18 protein-coding genes are annotated in these 18,191 nt (G+C 65.9%); 14 read left to right on the top strand and 4 right to left on the bottom strand.

Annotated features, from left to right (window positions below; genetic code table 11):
• The first annotated feature begins 76 nt into the window (after positions 1-76).
• Complete coding sequence (locus TMO_RS09020) at positions 77-706, top strand: FMN-dependent NADH-azoreductase (protein ID WP_014745312.1); 630 nt, start codon at positions 77-79, stop codon at positions 704-706.
• Positions 707-728: 22 nt separating this feature from the next.
• Here the strand turns inward: TMO_RS09020 and TMO_RS09015 are convergent, their stop codons facing one another.
• Genes TMO_RS09015 through TMO_RS09000 form a run of 4 tightly spaced genes read right to left on the bottom strand, consistent with a single transcriptional unit; the run spans position 729 to position 4,003 of the window.
• Entirely contained in the window at positions 729-1,334 is a 606-nt protein-coding gene (locus tag TMO_RS09015; protein WP_014745311.1) for a histidine phosphatase family protein, read from the bottom strand.
• A 38-nt stretch (positions 1,335-1,372) separates the two neighbouring features.
• On the bottom strand, positions 1,373-2,689 hold the full coding sequence (locus tag TMO_RS09010; protein ID WP_014745310.1) for an O-acetylhomoserine aminocarboxypropyltransferase: 1,317 nt from the start codon (positions 2,687-2,689) through the stop codon (positions 1,373-1,375).
• On the bottom strand, positions 2,686-3,189 hold the full coding sequence (locus tag TMO_RS09005; RefSeq protein ID WP_014745309.1) for a CoA-binding protein: 504 nt from the start codon (positions 3,187-3,189) through the stop codon (positions 2,686-2,688). Before TMO_RS09005 ends, TMO_RS09010 begins: the two co-directional genes overlap by 4 nt.
• Positions 3,190-3,193: 4 nt before the next feature.
• Positions 3,194-4,003: an enoyl-CoA hydratase gene (locus tag TMO_RS09000; RefSeq protein WP_014745308.1), complete on the bottom strand. Its 810-nt coding sequence runs from the start codon at positions 4,001-4,003 to the stop codon at positions 3,194-3,196.
• 304 nt (positions 4,004-4,307) lie between these two features.
• On the opposite strand from TMO_RS09000, the gene rplM reads away from it, so the two are divergent.
• From rplM to TMO_RS08935, 13 genes are all read left to right on the top strand, one after another.
• Entirely contained in the window at positions 4,308-4,766 is a 459-nt protein-coding gene (gene rplM / locus TMO_RS08995; RefSeq protein ID WP_014745307.1) for a 50S ribosomal protein L13, read from the top strand.
• A 55-nt stretch (positions 4,767-4,821) separates the two neighbouring features.
• Entirely contained in the window at positions 4,822-5,268 is a 447-nt protein-coding gene (gene rpsI / locus TMO_RS08990; protein ID WP_145978220.1) for a 30S ribosomal protein S9, read from the top strand.
• Between the two features lie 200 nt (positions 5,269-5,468).
• A complete protein-coding gene (locus tag TMO_RS08985) occupies positions 5,469-6,404 on the top strand; it encodes a helix-turn-helix transcriptional regulator (RefSeq protein ID WP_041604887.1) in 936 nt (311 codons plus the stop codon).
• Between the two features lie 78 nt (positions 6,405-6,482).
• A complete protein-coding gene (locus TMO_RS08980) occupies positions 6,483-7,910 on the top strand; it encodes an amidase (RefSeq protein ID WP_014745304.1) in 1,428 nt (475 codons plus the stop codon).
• A gap of 71 nt (positions 7,911-7,981) precedes the next feature.
• Positions 7,982-8,884: a LysR family transcriptional regulator gene (locus tag TMO_RS08975; RefSeq protein WP_014745303.1), complete on the top strand. Its 903-nt coding sequence runs from the start codon at positions 7,982-7,984 to the stop codon at positions 8,882-8,884.
• Positions 8,885-8,981: 97 nt separating this feature from the next.
• Positions 8,982-9,266: a YciI family protein gene (locus TMO_RS08970; protein ID WP_014745302.1), complete on the top strand. Its 285-nt coding sequence runs from the start codon at positions 8,982-8,984 to the stop codon at positions 9,264-9,266.
• A 219-nt stretch (positions 9,267-9,485) separates the two neighbouring features.
• Positions 9,486-9,980 carry a hypothetical protein gene (locus TMO_RS29280; RefSeq protein WP_014745301.1) on the top strand — a complete coding sequence of 165 codons (495 nt, stop codon included), beginning with the start codon at positions 9,486-9,488 and terminating at the stop codon, positions 9,978-9,980.
• 96 nt (positions 9,981-10,076) lie between these two features.
• Positions 10,077-13,577 carry a DNA polymerase III subunit alpha gene (gene dnaE, locus TMO_RS08960; RefSeq protein WP_014745300.1) on the top strand — a complete coding sequence of 1,167 codons (3,501 nt, stop codon included), beginning with the start codon at positions 10,077-10,079 and terminating at the stop codon, positions 13,575-13,577.
• Between the two features lie 290 nt (positions 13,578-13,867).
• A complete protein-coding gene (gene rpsB, locus TMO_RS08955) occupies positions 13,868-14,674 on the top strand; it encodes a 30S ribosomal protein S2 (protein WP_014745299.1) in 807 nt (268 codons plus the stop codon).
• Positions 14,675-14,911: 237 nt separating this feature from the next.
• Positions 14,912-15,835: a translation elongation factor Ts gene (gene tsf, locus TMO_RS08950; RefSeq protein ID WP_014745298.1), complete on the top strand. Its 924-nt coding sequence runs from the start codon at positions 14,912-14,914 to the stop codon at positions 15,833-15,835.
• Between the two features lie 262 nt (positions 15,836-16,097).
• A complete protein-coding gene (gene pyrH / locus TMO_RS08945; protein WP_014745297.1) occupies positions 16,098-16,826 on the top strand; it encodes a UMP kinase in 729 nt (242 codons plus the stop codon).
• Positions 16,827-16,868: 42 nt separating this feature from the next.
• A complete protein-coding gene (gene frr, locus TMO_RS08940) occupies positions 16,869-17,390 on the top strand; it encodes a ribosome recycling factor (RefSeq protein ID WP_228382309.1) in 522 nt (173 codons plus the stop codon).
• A 37-nt stretch (positions 17,391-17,427) separates the two neighbouring features.
• The gene (locus tag TMO_RS08935; RefSeq protein WP_014745295.1) at positions 17,428-18,141 is read left to right on the top strand and encodes an isoprenyl transferase; all 714 of its coding nucleotides are present in this window, start codon (positions 17,428-17,430) and stop codon (positions 18,139-18,141) included.
• The last annotated feature ends 50 nt before the right edge of the window (positions 18,142-18,191 follow it).

Raw genomic sequence — 18,191 nt, 5'->3', positions numbered from 1 at the left:
GTGTCAGGCCCGTTCCGTCGGCAGGTATAGGGAGAAGGTTTTCTACCATCTCAACTATCACTCAGGGATATGCTCCATGAAGCTGCTCCAGATCCAGTCCAGCGCCACGGAAGGCGCGTCGGTCAGCCGCCAGCTGGTCGAGACCATCACCACGGCCATCGCCGAGGCCATGCCGGGCCTCGAAGTCGTGACCCGCGATCTGGCGGCCCACGAGCTGCCGCATCTGTCGGCGGAGCGCATGCCGGTGGTCCGTGCCGGCAAGACCGAGGATCTGACGCCGGTCCAGCAGGATGAGCTGGCGCTGGCCGAGGCGGTGCTCGACGAGTTCCTGTCGGCGGACGTCGTGGTGGTCGGCGCGCCGATGTACAATTTCTCGGTGCCGAGCCAGCTCAAGGCCTGGATCGATCGTCTGGCCCGCGCCGGCCGCACCTTCCGATACGGCCCGAATGGTGCCGAAGGCTTGGCCGGTGGTCGCAAGGTGATCGTGGTGTCGAGCCGTGGCGGCGTCTATTCCTCGAACCCGGCGATGGCAGCCTTCGAGCATCAGGAGAGCTGGCTGAAGGCGGTCTTCAGCTTCATCGGCATCACCGATGTCGAGATCGTTCGTGCCGAGGGCATCGGCATGGGCCCCGAGGCACGCGCCAAGGCGATCGCGGCGGCCGAGGCCGAGATCGCCCGTCTGGTGCCGCAGGCGGTTGCCGCCTGACGGCTGCTGCGCACCCGCGCCGTCAGCTCCCCGGGATCCAGCAGCGCCACGACCCGTCGCGGGCGCGCTGGAACACCAGCGGCACGGCGTTCTGCGCCTTCTCGACCGGCATCGGTGCGCCGAGCAGCTTCGAGAGGGCGAGCGACGTGCCCGAGTGAGCGACGATCAGCGGGCGGCGCGGGCTGCCCATCATGCGTAATGCCCCTGCAAGGGCATGCGCCGTTCTATCCAGGAACGCTGCCCAGGGTTCGCCCCCGGGCGGCGTTTCTTCGTAGGGGGGCCGGTCGCCGAGTGGCGCACCTTCATACATGCCCCAGTTCCGTTCGCGCAGGCCCGGGACCAGCTGCACCACATCGGTCATGCCCAACCCTTCGGCGATGATCGCCGCGGTGCTCCGTGCCCGCTGCATCGGGCTTGCGGCGATGGCATCGGGGCCGAGGGCGCGGACCGGTTCGATGGCCGCCCAGGCCTCCGCGCGGCCGGTTTCGTCGAGCGGGATGTCGCTCTGGCCGGCGACGCGGCCCTCGGCATTGAAGGCCGTGCGGCCATGGCGCAGAAAGATCAGCCGGTCGACGGATGCAAGGGCGGGCAGGGCAGGACCTGCCCCGGGGAAATGCGACGGAGCCATGAACGGAATGGAAGCCTCGGGTCGGGGGACTTGTGTGGTCAGATCTGCGCGAAAGCCTGGTCGAGATCTGCGATCAGGTCGTCGACCGTCTCGATGCCGATCGAAATCCGGATGACATCGTCACCGGCGCCGCTCTTCGTCCGGTCTTCGGGTGACAGCTGGCGATGGGTGGTCGAGGCCGGGTGCAGGATCAGGGACCGGGTGTCGCCGACATTGGCGAGATGGCTGAACAGTTCCACGCTTTCCACCAGCCGGATACCGGCTTCATAGCCGCCCTTCAGACCGAAGGTGAAGACCGGGGCGACGCCGCGGGGCATCTGCCGGCACCCCAGATCGTATTGCGGGCTGGATGGCAGACCGGCATACGAGACCCAGGCGACCTTGGGATGGGCTTCCAGCCACGCCGCGACCGTCTTGGCATTCGCGACATGGCGGTCCATGCGCAGCGGCAGGGTCTCGATTCCGGTCATGATCATGAAGGCGTTGAAGGGCGAGAGCGTCGGGCCGAAATCCCGCAGCGCCACGGCATGGGCATGGACGGTAAAGGCAAAGTCGCCGAAGGTCTCTTCAAACCGCAGGCCGTGATAGCCGGGATTGGGCTCGGACAGCGACGGGAACTTGCCGGACGCCTTCCAGCCGAAACGGCCGCTTTCCACGATCGCCCCGCCCAGCGAATTGCCGTGGCCGCCCAGAAACTTGGTCAGCGAATGGGTGACGAGATCGGCGCCCAGATCGAAGGGCCGGCAGAGATAGGGGCTGGGAATGGTGTTGTCGACGATCAGCGGCAGGCCGTGGGCATGGGCGACATCGGCGAGGGCGGCGATGTCGGTGAGCACGCCCGAAGGGTTGGACTGGCTTTCGACGAACACTGCCTTGGTGCGCGGCCCGATCGCCCTGGCGACTTCGTCGGGGTCGCGGGCGTCGACGAAGCTGCAACCCCAGCCGAAGCGCTTGAAGCTCTGGCTGAACTGCGTGTACGAGCCGCCATAGAGGAAGCGCGAGGCGACCAGATCGTCGCCTGCCTCCATCAGGCTGGCCAGTGCCAGGAACTGTGCGGCATGGCCGCTGGCGCAGGCGGTGGCGCCGCGGCCGCCTTCGAGTGCCGCCACCCGTTCCTCCAGCGCCGAAACGCTGGGATTGCCCAGGCGCGAATAAATGTTGCCGAAGGTCTGCAGGTTGAACAAAGACGCGGCGTGGTCGACGCTGTCGAACACGAAGGACGAGGTCTGATAGATCGGCGTCACCCGCGCGCCGGTATGGGGCTCCGGCCGGTTGCCGGCATGGACGGCGAGGGTTGAAAAGCCGAAGCCGCCGGCGCCGCTGGCGGCATCCGGCTTCGTCGTCTGATCGGTCATCGGGGCGGCCCCATGCGCTTGGCGCTGATCACGCCGGTGTTCACGCCGCTCCAGCCCAGCTCTCCGGACAAGCGGCCGTATTCGATCTTCGGGCAGCGGTTCATCACCACGTTCAGCCCGGCCGCTTCGGCGCGGGCGGCTGCCGCGTCGTTGCGCACGCCCAGCTGCATCCACACCGTCTTCGCGCCCATGCGGATGGCATCGTCGGTGATCGGCCCTGCGGCTTCGGAATTGCGGAAGATGTCCACCATATCGGGGACCACCGGCAGCTCGTCCAGCGTCGCGTAGACGGGTTCACCCAGAATGGTCTGGCCGGCGGCGACGGGGTTGACCGGGATCACCCGATAGCCCTTTTCCTGCAGATACTTCATGGCGAAATAGCTTGGCCGGTTCCAGTTCGGGCTGGCGCCGACCATGGCGATGACGCGGGTGTTGCGCAGGATGTCGCGGATATAGGCATCCGGATAGCGGTCATGGACGACCGCACGGGTCCCGGTCATCGGATCAGCACCCCTGCCAGACGGGCTGGCGCTTGTTGATGAAGGCGTCGATGCCCTCTTCGGCATCGCGGGCCATCATGTTTTCGGTCATCACCCGGGAGGCATAGGCATAGGCGTCGTCGAGCGGCATCTCGACCTGCGCGTAGAAGGCCTCCTTGCCGATCTTAAGCGTCAGCGGCGACTTGGACGCGATGATCCGCGCCATGCCCATCACGGTGTCCGACAGCTCTTCGGGGGCGACCACGCGGTTGACCAGGCCGAAGCGGTACGCCGTCTCGGCATCGGCCATCTGGCCCAGCAGCAGCATCTCCATCGCGTGCTTGCGGCCGACCGCGCGTGAGAGCGCCACCATCGGCGTCGAGCAAAACAGGCCGAGATTGACCCCGGGGGTCGCGAAGCGGGCGGTGGTGGCGGCAACCGCCAGGTCGCAGCTCGCCACCAGCTGGCAGCCTGCCGCCGTGGCGATGCCCGAGACTTCGGCGATCACCGGCTTGGGCAGGCGCACGATCCGGGTCATCATCCGGCTGCACTGGGCGAAGAGCGCTTCGTATGAGGCGCGATCCGGTGACGCCCGCATTTCTTTCAGATCGTGGCCGGCGCAGAAGGCCGGGCCTTCCGCGCGCAGCACCACCACCCGGGCGGCGGCATCGGCGGCGATCTGTTCCAGCGCGGCTTCGATCGCGGTCATCATGCCGAGCGAGAGTGCATTGCGCTGAGCGGAACGGGTGAGAGTGAGCACGGCGACGCCATCGGCCTCCACCTCAAGCCGGATAGGGGCAGCCTCGGCGGTCCTCGTCGGCGACTGATCAGTCATGGCGCGGTGTCCCTCCCTTACTCAATCTGTATTCGCGGGCGTCATGCTGCGCGCGCTTTCGGGGGATGCTGTATGCTTTCGTGCGCATCATAACGCCGGCCGGCGCGACCGTCCAAGCCCTGCCGGACCTTCTGGCGTACAACAAACGGCCGGGAAGCCCCGGTTCTCCTGGCTCAGCGTTTGTGGTATTATGATACCGATTTTATAAGCTATTGATATAAGGCGCTTCTTCGCCATTGACGGCCGCGGGTTCCGTGGCATACTCCGCCTCCAGTTTCAAGAACCCATCTCGGTGCCAAGGCTCATGAAGACCTATACCGCCAAGCTGGCAGACCTTGAGCACAAGTGGACGGTGATCGACGCTGACGGGCTCGTGCTCGGCCGTCTTGCCGCCCTTGTTGCCAACCGTCTGCGCGGCAAGCACAAGCCGATGTTCACCCCCCATATGGATTGCGGCGATCACATCGTGATCGTCAATGCCGAAAAGGTGGTGCTCACCGGCCGCAAGCGCGTCCAGAAGACCTACTACTGGCACACCGGCCATCCGGGCGGCATCAAGGAGCGGACCGCGGACAAGATCCTCGACGGCCGCTACCCTGAGCGCGTGATCGAGGCCGCCGTGCGCCGCATGGTCCCCCGTGGCCCCCTCGGCCGCGATGTGATGCGCAAGCTGCACGTCTATGCCGGCCCCGAGCATCCGCATGCGGCCCAGACCCCGGAGCCGCTGGACGTCGCCGCCCTGAACCGCAAGAACGTGGGGTAATCGAGCTATGACCGAAACCAACGTTCAGGCCCAGGGCCTCGGCGCGCTGAAGGACATGGCCCAGGCCGCCGGTCTGATCGCAGACGAGCAGCTCCCCGAGCCGGTCCGCGATGCGCAGGGCCGCTCCTACGCCACCGGCAAGCGCAAGAACGCGATCGCTCGCGTCTGGGTGAAGCCGGGTTCGGGCAAGATTACCGTCAACGGCCAGGACGCCGACGCCTATTTCAAGCGTCCGGTTCTGATGATGGTCATCCGTCAGCCCTTCACCGTGGCCAATGTCGTCGACAATTTCGACATCGTTGCGACCGTGGTCGGCGGCGGCCTGTCGGGTCAGGCGGGTGCCGTGCGTCACGGCATCAGCAAGGCGCTCACCCTCTACGAGCCGACCCTGCGCAAGCCGCTGAAGAAGGAAGGCTTCCTGACCCGCGACAGCCGCGTCGTCGAGCGTAAGAAGTACGGTAAGGCCAAGGCCCGCCGCAGCTTCCAGTTCTCGAAGCGCTGATCCGCGCCGGGGCTGCGATCCTTCCGGGATCTGCGGCCCCGTGCATCGGGTATGCCTTTGCGAAAAGCCGGCAGTCCCCTCGGGGGCTGCCGGCTTTCCGTTGTGGGGCAGTGGGATGGCGTCGTTGCCGGATGCCTCGGGCCGTGTCAACATCGGCGGACGGTCTGCATGTCGTCTCGCTTCAAGGGGACGCTTCCCCCATGACCATGGGCATCCGCAGCTTCTCGGCTTGGCTCGAAGACGTCGACGGCTTCCTCGCTGAAGCCTCGCCGGCGGATGCGCTCGATCTGGCGATCGGACGGCTGGCGGGCGTGCTGGGTTTCGATTCCGCCTGGTACGGCTTTTCCGCGTGGGATGGCGGGCGGGTGGAGATCGCGGCCTCGCGCACCTTCAACATCACCGGTCCATTCTTCGACGACTGGCGGGCGATGCGTCATGACGATCTGATGCTGGGCCAGATCCGCCGTGCGCCCGACCGGGTTGCCACCTATCGCAGGCGGCAGCTCGAACAGACGCCCGGGCTGATACGGATGTCGGGGCGCTACGACCTCGATGCCGCGGCGGGTGCGATGTCGTTCCGGCCGGGACAGCCCGCCTCGCTCTTCCTCGCCTGTTATCGCGGTGGTGGGGACGGGAGATCCTGGCATGAGGACGAGCAGGATTTCCTCTACGGTGCGGTTACAACCCTCGACCGCATGGTTCGTGGCCGTGCAGAAGCGCCGAACGATGCCGATAGCGTGCACCTGCATGTCACCCCGGCGGGGCTGTGCATTTTCGGCTGGCGACATCTGGCACGGCTGGGTCTCGCAGCCGTGCCGTGGCTGCCGACACCGCTCCGCGAGATCCTCGGACACCCGGGGCGACAGGAGGTTCCGGCACTCGGACTGATGGCCGAGGTCGATGGGGCAGGGGCCGGACTGGTGCGGCTGGTGCTGCGCCGGGTGGCGCCTGTGGACCGGCTCTCCCCCCGCGAGGCTGAGATTGCCGCCCTGCTGGCCCGCGGCCAGGGCCACAAGGAAGTTGCCCGGCAACTCGGGCTGTCACCCGTCACCATCCGCAATCAGACCCGCCGGATCTACGACAAGCTGGGGATCAATTCCCGTGCCGCTCTGGTGACGGTGCTCGGGTCGATGTGATCCATCTGCATCCTGGAGGCCGGCCACGGATGGGCCGAAAATCCTCGGGTCCCGCCATACAAAACAGGGAGACGAGGGATGGATCTGAAGGATTACGTTGCCGAGGATGCGACCGGCCTTGCCGGTCTGGTCGCGGCAGGCGAAGTGAGCGCCGCCGAGCTGACCGAATGCGCCAATCAGGCGATCGAGGCAGTGAACGGCCGGATCAATGCGGTGGTTCGCCGTTTCGACGCGCCGGTCTCGGGTGACCCGTCCGGTCCTTTTGCCGGTGTGCCCTTCCTGGTGAAGGATCTGGTCCTGGCGGTCGGCGGCCATCCGGAAATGATGGGTTCGCGGATGCTGGGCCAGGGGCAGTTCGTGCCTCCGGTCGATTCGGAACTCTTTGCCCGTTTCAGGCGGGCGGGGTTGAACACGCTGGGGATCACCGCAACGCCCGAATTCGGCTTCAACGCCACGACGGAGGCCATACTCTACGGACCGACCCGCAATCCGTGGAATCTGGAGCGCTCCCCCGGCGGGTCGTCTGGTGGCTCGGCTGCTGCGGTTGCGGCGGGCGTCGTGCCGCTCGCCCATGCCAATGACGGCGGCGGCTCGATTCGGATTCCGGCTGCGGCCTGCGGGCTGGTGGGTCTCAAGCCCTCGCGCGGGCGCATACCGTTCGGGCCCTATTACGGTCTGCCGCTGCTGGGCATGGCCAACGAGTTTGCGGTGACGCGAAGCATGCGCGACGCCGCCACCCTGCTCGATGCGGTCGCAGGGGCCGATCCCGGGGCAATGACCGATATCCCGCCGCCAGCCGTGCCCTATGCCGAGGCCATCCGCAAACCGACGCCAAAGCTGCGCATCGCCCTGGCACGGCGGTGGCCGGGGTCGCCGGCAGCGGCGCCTCATATCGATGCGGCGCTGGTCCGGACTGCGAAACTGCTGGAAGCGGAAGGGCATGTCGTCGAAGAGGCGGCGCCGGATTACGATGTGGCCGCCTTCCACCGGGCGAATTTTACCGCCTGGATGTCGTTCCTCGCCGCGGGGGTTTACGGTATGGCCGAGATGCTGAACCTGCAGCCCGGGCCGGACACCGTTGAAGCGGTGACCATGGCCTGTGCGCAGGCAGGGGCGAAGCTCACGGCACTGGATGTCGAGCAGGCCTTTATGGTCATGAACACGGTGTCGCGGAGTTTCGGCGCCTTCTTCGGCACTTATGATGCCATTCTGATGCCGGTTCTGAAGGATATCCCGGTTCCGCTTGGCTATCTTGATCAGAATGATCCCGATCTCGATGCGCGGGGCTGGTATGACCGGTTGTTCGACACCGTCCCCTTCACCGCGCCGTTCAACATGACCGGGCTGCCGGCGATGGCACTTCCTGCGGGTATGCATGACGGCATGCCGTTGCCGATCCAGCTCGCAGCCGGCATGGGTCGCGAGGACATCCTGCTGCAGCTGGGGCGGGATCTGGAAGGGCTCCAGCCCTGGCGTCAGGACCGGCCGGGGGTGTTTGCCGTCTGATCTGCGCCGGGCTATAGCTGGAGGGCGGTCCCGGCACCGCTCTCCGGCAGCTCCAGGCACGGGTTCAGATTATGTCGCAAGTCTCTGGCCTCAATTGGGATGATCTGCGCCTGGTACTGGTCGTCGCCGAGCAGGGCACCGTGACCGCGGCGGCGGTAACCCTCAGGATCAGTCATCCGACCCTCTCCCGGCGCCTGCGGCAGATCGAAGCCGGATTGGGCGTGCGACTGTTTGACCGCACGTCGCCCCGTTGGCGACTGACCGCGGCCGGGGAGGAGATGCGCGATCTGGCCATCCGTCTGCGGGATGATATCCAGGGTCTGGAGAGCCGCATCCGCGGCAGGGATGATGCCCCTGGTGGCGTCGTCCGGCTGACGGCTCCGGATGCCGTGGCCGAGTACCTGCTGCCGGGCGTGCTGGCCAGCCTCTGCCGGGAACTGCCGGACGTCACCGTGGAACTGGTGGTGTCGAACGAGGTCGTTTCTCTGGCAGGACGTGCCGCCGATATCGCACTGCGCGTCACCGAAGCCCCGGATCCGGTGCTCAAGGGGCGGCGGGTGGGCACGGTGGCGATGGCGGTCCACGCCGATGCCGAACTGGCACGGAAGTGGATGGACGGCAACCCTGCCGACCGGCCCTGGATCGGCTATGACGCGGGGCTTGCCTGCACCGGCCCTGGCCGCTGGGTCGCGGCGCGTATCCCCGAATCCCGGATCCGCTTTCGCGCCAATACCCTGCCGGGCGCGGCACAGGCGGTCCGATCGGGTATCGGATTCGGAGTGCTGCCCTGCTTTATCGGCGCAGCCATCCCGGGGCTGGTCAGGGTATCGGAGCCTCTGACGGGGCTCTCGCTCGGTCTCTGGCTTCTGGTTCATCCCGAGATGGCCCGGGTGCCACGCATCCGCAGCGCGGCCGATGCGCTGGCGCGCGCCCTTCGGACCCTCGCCCCCGTACTCGATGGCAGGTCTGCCTGAAAGCTTCTTTCGTCGGGGTGTTCAGTATCTTCCATAGGTTTGCCGATGGTGTGTCCGCACACTGACCGGGCACGGCAATCCAGGGAGATGACTGACTATGTTCGTAGTGCTGCTGAAGTTCATCGATCGTGGAAAGGCCGCCGGGGTTTTGGCCGGCCACAAGGCCTGGCTTGATGAGGGCTTCGCCGAGGGGCGGTTTCTGCTCGCCGGCAGCCTTGCTGCCGGACAGGGCGGCACAGTGTTTATCCATGGCCTCTCCGAGGAGGACGTCGAAAGGCGGGTGACCGCTGATCCATTCGTGGCACAGGGCGTGGTCACAGCCGAGATCGTGAAGATCACGCCAAACCGAGCCGATGCGCGGCTCGATTTTCTGACCAAATGAACTCAAACTGAATCAAATGCGAGGTTTATTGCCTGGAATATGAACTCAGGATAGAATTTTTTGAGCTGCAGCGAGATGCGGATCATACGGGCTCGGATCGCGCTGCAGGCTTTCTATGAGACGTTCCGACACCGCCTTCTTCCTTTCCGGATGGCTCTGCCGCGCGGCCGGCCATAAGGTCCGCGGCCGGGCCTGCGACGTTTTCGCAGGAGACTTCCGATGACCCTTCCTTTGAATCTGCATCGTGATCCCTTGAATGATCGGCTGATTGCCGTTCTGGACCGGCTCGAGGCTTACGACTTCTCGCGCGTCAACGACATGTGCGCGGCGAAGTTCGGCTGGTCGGCCGAGAAGTGCCGCTGGGCCGAGATGAAGCTCAAGCAGTTCCTTGCGCTCATGTTCCTTGACCCCGACAGCTATCACGCACCGGGGGTGGAGGCAGATGAGTACTGGCACCGTGCTATTCTCGATACCCGCTGGTATATCGGGATGTGCGAGGACCTGTTTGGTACCTACATCCATCACGCCCCGCTCGCCACCCTGGGCGCCGAGCAGGAGGACTACCGTGCGCGCACGTTGCGGGCACTGACCCACTGGTTCGCCGACGATGACTATCGCGCTGACTACCGTCTGATCGAGACCTGCCAGCAGTGCAAGGGGCCGACGCCTGCGACCGATGGCATCGTGGCGCATCTCTCGACCCGACTGAACTGACCGTCGGCGAGGGGTGTGCCCAAGGTTGCTCCGGGCGGGGATTTGGTCCAGATTTCCGGGATCGTCCCCGCCCCGAGCGATGGAGCGCCCAGACCTGTGTCGCACGCCGATTTCGTCCATCTTCGCGTCCATACCGCCTATTCGCTGTCCGAGGGGGCGGTGAAGACCAAGGATCTGGTCAAGCTGGTCAAAGCGCAGAAGATGCCGGCGGTGGCGGTGACCGACACCGGCAATCTGTTCGGCGCGATGGAGATTTCCTCCACCCTGCCCAAGGAAGGCATCCAGCCGATCCTGGGCATGATCATCCGGCTGACCCGTGCTGCCGGCGAGGACCGCTTCGGCCGCCGGCCGGAACCCGAGCCGCTGGTGCTGCTGGCCCAGACCGGGGCCGGCTACGACAATCTCGGCCGGATCGTCAGCCGGGCGTTCATGGAGACGCCGACCGGCGAAACTCCCCAGGTTTCCGAACAGGTTCTGGCAGAGTTTTCGTCCGACATCATCTGTCTGTCGGGCGGCCCCAATGGCCCGGTGGGCGCCCGCATCCTGGAGGGGCGGGACGACGAGGCGCGGGCGCAGGCCGAGCGTCTGGCAGCGATCTTTCCCGGCCGGTTCTATATTGAGCTGATGCGCCATTGCGCCCCGGGGGAGACGCCGCCCGACGCCGAGGCGGACAGCGAGCCGGGGCTGGTCGAGATCGCCTATGATCTCGATCTGCCGCTGGTGGCGACGAATGACGTCTTCTTTACCACCGAGGCGATGTACGAGGCCCATGATGCGCTGCTGTGCATCGCGGAAGGTCGGCATATCGAGGATACCAACCGCCGCCGCCTGACGCCCCATCACTATTTCAAATCGGCGGCCGAGATGCGGGCGCTGTTCGCGGATCTGCCTGAAGCGGTCGACAACACGCTGGTGATCGCGCAGCGCTGCGCGGCCAAGGCGCCCTTCCGCAAGCCGATCCTGCCCAAATCCACCCGCGATCCGAATGCGCGGGAGGAGGACGAACTCCGCCGCCTTTCGAAAGAAGGGCTGGAGCGCCGCCTTGAGACGGCGGTTTACACGCCCGCCATGGACGAGGCGGCGCGCGAGGCCGTTGCGATACCCTATCGGGAGCGGCTGGACTACGAACTCGACGTGATCGTGAAGATGGGTTTTCCCGGCTACTTCCTGATCGTGGCCGAGTTCATCCAGTGGGCGAAGGCTCACGGCATTCCGGTCGGGCCCGGCCGCGGTTCCGGCGCGGGCTCGGTGGTGGCCTGGTCGCTGACCATCACCGATCTCGACCCGTTGCGGTTTGGCCTGCTGTTCGAGCGCTTCCTGAACCCGGAACGCGTGTCGATGCCGGATTTCGACGTCGACTTCTGTCAGGACCGCCGCGACGAGGTGATCCAGCACGTCCGCGAACTCTATGGCTTCGACCGCGTCGCCCAGATCATCACCTTCGGTAAGCTCCAGGCCCGCGCGGTGCTGCGCGATGTGGGCCGCGTGCTGGGCATGCCCTTCGGTCAGACCGACAAGATCTGCAAGCTGGTCCCGAACAACCCGGCCAACCCGGTCACCCTGCAGGAGGCGATCGACGGCGAACCGGCGCTGCAGCGGGCGCGGGACGAGGATGAACAGGTCGCGCGGCTGATCAGCATCGCGCTCAAGCTCGAAGGCCTTTATCGACACGCCTCGACCCATGCGGCCGGCGTGGTGATCGGCGACAGGCCGCTCGACGAGCTGGTGCCGCTCTATCGCGATCCGCGCTCCGACATGCCGGTCACCCAGTTTTCGATGAAGTATGTCGAGCAGACCGGGCTGATCAAGTTCGACTTCCTGGGACTGAAGACCCTCACCGTGATCACCACCGCCGAGCGGCTGATCCGGCAGGTCGAGCCCGATTTCGACATCAACCGCGTGCCGCTGGACGACCGGAAGAGCTTCGAGATGTTGGCCCGCGGCGAAGGCGTCGGCGTGTTCCAGCTGGAAAGCTCGGGCATGCGTGACGTGCTGCGCAAGATGCGCCCCGATAAGTTCGAAGACATCATCGCGGTGGTGGCGCTCTACCGCCCGGGCCCCATGGATAACATTCCGCGCTACATTGCGGTCAAGCACGGCTCGGAAGAGGCCGAATACCTCCATCCCATGCTCAAGCCGATCCTGGAGGAAACCTACGGGATCATGATCTATCAGGAGCAGGTGATGCAGGCGGCCCAGGTGCTGGCGGGCTACAGCCTGGGCCAGGCCGATCTGTTGCGCCGGGCGATGGGCAAGAAGATCAAGGAGGAGATGGACGCCCAGCGTGAGAGCTTCACCAAGGGTGCCGTCGCCAACGGGGTCGACAAGGAGACCGCCGGCCTGATCTTTGACCAGATCGCCAAGTTTGCAGGTTATGGCTTCAACAAGTCGCATGCCGCGGCCTACGCGCTGGTCGCCTATCAGACCGCCTACCTCAAGGCCAACTGGCCGGTCGAGTTCATGGCCGCCTCCATGACGCTCGATATGCACAACACCGACAAGCTGGCCGGTTTTCGCCAGGAGCTGAACCGGCTCAAAATCGGCGTGGTGCCGCCGGACGTGAACCAGTCGGACGCGGTGTTCTCGGTGCGCCGGACGAAGAGCGCACCCAAGGGCGAGATCCTCTATGCGCTGGGCGCCCTGAAACAGGTCGGCCCGCAGGCCATGGAGGAACTCGTGGCCGAGCGTCGTAAGGGCGGGCCTTATGCCGATCTCTTCGACCTCTCGGCCCGGCTCGGCACCAAGGTCATCAACAAGCGCATGATGGAAAGCCTGACCAAGGCCGGTGCTTTCGATCGTCTGAACGCCAATCGGGCGCAGGTGATGAACGCCATCGACATGGTGCTGCGCTACGGCCAGGCCGCCCAGGAGGAACGGGAGAGCAACCAGGTCAGCCTGTTCGGCGGGCCGGGCGGCGAGGCCGTGCCCAAGCCGCCCATGCCCTCGGTCGACCCGTGGATGCCGATGGAGCAGCTGAAGCGGGAGCTGGAGGCGGTGGGCTTCTATCTCTCGGCCCATCCGCTCGACGCCTATGACAAGGTCATGGACCGGCTGGGGGTGGTCAGGGCCGGCGATCTGGCGGCCAAGCTGGAGCGGGAAGGGGCAGCCGGCCTCAAGCTCGCGGGCACGCTGATCGCCAAGCAGGAACGCCGGTCGGCCAAGGGCAGCCGGTTCGCCTTCGCGCAGCTCTCGGATCCGACCGGGGTGTTCGAGGTGACCCTGTTCTCGGAAACCCTGTCCCAGGCCCGCGATCTGCTGGAGCCCGGTGTGCCGCTGCTGATCGAGGCGAGCGGCGAATGGCGTGAGGACACCGTCCGGCTGACGGCTCAGAACGTTCGCTCGCTCGACGATGTCGCAGCCTCGTCCTCCGCCCGTCTGACCATTCAGGTGGCGGAGGAGCGGGCGCTGGCGCTGATCCGCCGGCTGATCGAACGGGAACCCGAGGGCCGCGGCCGCATTACCCTGGAGCTGGATATCGACCTCGAGGGGGAGCGCCAGGTCGTGCGCCTGGATCTGCCCAAGCCGGTCTCGATCACGCCGGCGCTCAAGGCCGCGCTCAAGATCACGCCGGGGGTGATCGACGCGATCGAGGCCTGACGCGTCGCAAAAACGGCGGAAAGCGGCGGCGATCACCTGCTAAACCCTTGCCAAACCCCGCCGCCCGGGCTATAGAGCGGCCGTTCCGACGAGGGTTCGTCGGGGCGTTCACACGCACGCGAGGTCCGCGGCCAACCGCCAGCATGCCCCTTGAAAACATGGGGAAGGGCGGTCGGCGTCGCTCCGGTGTCGGTACCGGTGGCCGTCGCATCCCGGGGGAAAGCCCCAGGATACGATGCCGGTGCCGATCTCAACCTCGCGGAGGCCGAACCGGAAAAGGACGATTTTCCATGGCGCTTCCCACCTTCACCATGCGTCAGCTTCTCGAAGCCGGCGTTCACTTCGGGCATCAGTCCCGCCGCTGGAACCCGCGCATGGCGCCGTATCTCTACGGCACCCGCAACGGCATCCACATCATCGACCTGCGCGAGACCCAGCCGCAGCTCTATCGTGCGATGGAAGCGGTGCGCGACATCGTCGCCAACCGTGGCCGCGTGCTGTTCGTCGGCACCAAGCGCCAGGCGCAGGAGCTGGTCGCCGAGGGCGCGAAGCGTTGCGGTCAGTACTACGTCAACCGTCGTTGGCTCGGCGGCATGCTGACCAACTGGCAGACCATCTCCAACTCGATCCGCCGTCTGCGTGAGATCGAGCAGCTCCTCGATCAGCAGGCCGATCTGGGCCTGACCAAGAAGGAGCTGCTGAAGCTGACCCGTCAGCGCGACAACCTTGAGGCGTCGCTGGGCGGCATCAAGGACATGGGCGGCCTGCCGGACGCGCTGTTCGTGATCGACACCAACAAGGAAGAGCTGGCGGTCCGCGAGGCGGCGAAGCTGGGCATTCCGGTGATCGCGATCCTGGATAGCAACTCGAACCCCGACGGCGTGACCTTCCCGGTTGCCGGCAATGACGACTCGACCAAGGCGATCCAGCTTTATCTGGAGCTCGTCTCGGGCGCGGTCCTCGACGGCATCCAGCAGGAGATGATCCGTTCGGGCGCCGATCTCGGCGCGCTGGCCGATCCGGTCTCGGTCGATCTCGACGACGAAGCCGTCGAGGAAGAGGCGACCGAAGAGACTGCGGGCGAGGCCCAGGCCTGACGTATCCGGACCACGGACGAACGGCCGCCCTCACCCCGGGGGCGGCTGGCGATGCGGCGGCGCCCCGGGGTGCCGCCGTTCGCGTTTCCGGGCCGGATCGACGACAGAACTCAAGACGGGCAGGGCGCATGCGGCCCCTTAGCCGCAGGATATGCGAACCCGGACCCGCAGGATTTCCGTGACGCGATGCGCCGTCAGGCGACTGCGTTCGCAACAGAACTCACACGAGGTGGAATCATGGCTCAGATCACTGCTGCCCTGGTCAAGGAGCTCCGCGAGAAGACCGGCGCGGGCATGATGGACTGCAAGAAGGCGCTGACCGAGAACGACGGCGACCTGGATGCGGCCATCGACTGGCTGCGCACCAAGGGCCTGTCGCAGGCGGCCAAGAAGGCGAGCCGTGTGGCTTCCGAGGGCCTGGTCGGCGTGAAGGTCGACGGTCTGCGCGCCGCGGTGGTCGAGGTGAACTCCGAGACCGACTTCGTGGCCCGCAACGAGAAGTTCCAGGACTATGTCGCCAAGGTCGCGGGCGTCACTCTCGAGGCCGGCGCCGACATTGAGGCGCTGAAGGCGGCGGCCTATCCCGATGGCGGCACCGTCGAGGCGAAGCTGACCGATCTGATCGCCACCATCGGCGAGAACATGGCCCTGCGTCGTGCGGCCGTGCTCGAGGTCACCGATGGCGTGATCGCCGCCTATGTTCACAACCAGGTCGCCGAAGGCCTTGGCAAGATCGGCGTGCTGGTTGCGCTCGAGTCGACCGGTGACAAGGCGAAGCTGGCCGAACTCGGCCGTCAGATCGCCATGCATGCCGCGGCGGCCCGTCCCGAGGCGCTCGACGTCGCCGACGTGTCGGCCGAGTCGCTCGACCGCGAGCGCGCGGTGCTCATCGAGCAGGCTCGCGAGAGCGGCAAGCCCGAGAGCATCATCGAGAAGATGGTCGAAGGCCGGATCCGCAAGTACTACGAGCAGGTCTGCCTGCTTGAACAGATCTTCGTGATCGACGGCGAGACCAAGATCCGCAAGGTCGTGGAGAATGCCAAGGGGACGGTCGGTGCGCCGGTGACCCTGAAGGCCTTTGCCCGCTTCGAACTCGGCGAGGGCGTCGAGAAGAAGCAGGAAGACTTCGCGGCCGAGGTGGAGAAGGCGCTGGGCGCCTGATCCTCTGCCGATCCGCAGATGCGAAAGAGGGGCGCCTCGAACGGGGCGCCCCTTTTTTGTTCCCGCCGGCAGTGCCGCACGCCCTTTTGCGGCGGTTGCCTTGGCCCGCGCGCACGGCTATACGTTACACGGCCCGTGCCCGGCGTCGCTGCCGCGGCTGTCACACCGTGTCCGCATCCGTCCGGCCAATGCCGGCGTAGCCATTCCGGACCCGGTCGCATCCCTTCCGGGCCGAACAGCGTCGTCGAACAGGAGACAATCCATGTCGTTCTCCACCCCGCGGTTCCGCCGGGTCCTGCTGAAGGTCTCGGGCGAAGCGTTGATGGGCAATCGCCAGTACGGTCTGGACGTCGATATGGTGGAGCGCGTCGCCGGCGAGATCCGGTCCGTGCAGTCCATGGGCGTGCAGGTCTGCCTGGTGATCGGCGGCGGCAACATCTTCCGCGGCATTTCCGGTGCCGCGACCGGCATGGAGCGGGCGACGGCAGATTACATGGGCATGCTGGCGACGGTGATGAACGCGCTGGCGATGCAGAGTGCACTGGAGCGGATCGGCGTTGCGACCCGGGTGCAGTCGGCCATCCCGATGTCGAGCATCTGCGAGCCCTATATCCGGCGCCGTGCCGTGCGGCACATGGAGAAGGGCCGGGTGGTGATCTTCGCTGCCGGTACCGGTAACCCCTTCTTCACCACCGACACCGCAGCTGCCCTGCGTGCCGTGGAGATGGGTTGCGATGCGCTGCTGAAGGGAACCCAGGTCGACGGTGTCTATACTGCCGACCCCAAGAAGGACCCGCGCGCCGAACGCTATGACAGCCTCGGCTATCTGGAGGTTCTTTCGCGTGACCTGAAGGTGATGGACGCTTCCGCCATCACGCTGGCCCGCGACAACAACATCCCGATCGTGGTTTTCAACCTGCATCATGCCGGCGGCTTTGCCGAGGTGATGCTCGGTCGGGGACTTTTCACCATCATTACCAACGAGGCCTGAACCGTGTCCAAGGATGACATCATCAAGGACGTCCGCCGCCGCATGGACGGCGCGGTCGACGCCCTGAAGCATGAGCTGGCGGGTCTGCGTACCGGCCGCGCCTCGGCCAATCTGCTCGAGCCGGTGCGTGTCGACGCCTATGGCTCGGAGATGACGGTCTCCCAGGTCGCGACCATCAGCGTTCCCGAGCCGCGCATGCTGTCGGTCCAGGTCTGGGATCAGAGCCTTGCCAAGGCGGTTGAGCGGGCGATTCGTGACAGCGGCCTGGGTCTCAACCCGATCGGTGAGGGTGCCGTGATCCGGGTGCCGATTCCGGAGCTGACCGAAGAGCGCCGCCGCGAGATGGGCAAGGTGGCCTCGCGTTACGGCGAGCAGGCCCGCATTTCGGTTCGCAATGTTCGCCGTGACGGCCTCGATAAGCTCAAGAAGCTCGAGAAAGACAGCGAGATCAGCCAGGACGAACTGCGTGGTGCTTCTGATCGCGTTCAGACCGTGACGGATGAACGCATCAAGCAGATCGACGATCTGGTGGCGGCGAAGGAAAAGGAGATCATGCAGGTCTGAGTCCGGAGCGCGTCCCCTCAGGATGGAGCCGAGCCCCATGGCGCTGGTCTCAGATCCCCCCTTGCGCCACGTCGCGATCATCATGGACGGCAATGGCCGCTGGGCGAAAGCCCGCGGCCTGCCGCGCACCGTCGGTCACTATCGCGGGGCCGAATCGGTCCGCAAGGTGATCGATCGCGCCGTGGAGCACGGGATCGGTTATCTCACCCTGTTCGCCTTCTCGTCCGAAAACTGGAAGCGCCCGCTCGACGAGGTTCGTGACCTCATGGGGTTGCTTCGGTTCTATCTGGACCGGGAAGTCAAACTGCTGATCGATCGGAATGTCCGCCTCAACTTCATTGGCGACCGTTCGCGACTGTCTTCGGACATGCGCGATCTTCTCGATCGGTCTGTGGAACGGACCCGGCATTGTACCGGAATGGTCCTGACCATCGCGATCAGCTATGGCGGGCGGGCCGAGATCCTGGCGGCGGCGCGGGAGCTTGCGGCCGATGCTCTTGCAGGCCGGGTGGATCTGGACGGGCTGGACGAAGAGTCTTTCGGCGCCCGTCTTCAGACCCACGACCTGCCGGACCCGGATCTGATCATCCGGACCAGCGGCGAGCAGAGGATCAGCAATTTTCTGCTCTGGCAGCTGGCCTATGCGGAGATGATCTTCGTTCCGACATTGTGGCCGGATTTTGATGAGGCGGCGCTCGATGCGGCGCTTGCCGAATACAAACGCCGCGAACGTCGCTATGGCGCCGTCTAGCGGACCCCGACCCTCGGCAGGAGGTGAGGAGGCGGCCGCAGATGCCCGGG

Source organism: Tistrella mobilis KA081020-065 (genome assembly GCF_000264455.2).
In the GTDB taxonomy this organism is placed as follows: Bacteria; Pseudomonadota; Alphaproteobacteria; order Tistrellales; family Tistrellaceae; genus Tistrella; species Tistrella mobilis.
Note: the sequence above shows the minus strand (reverse complement) of the source record. Positions and strands in the feature narration are given on the sequence as shown.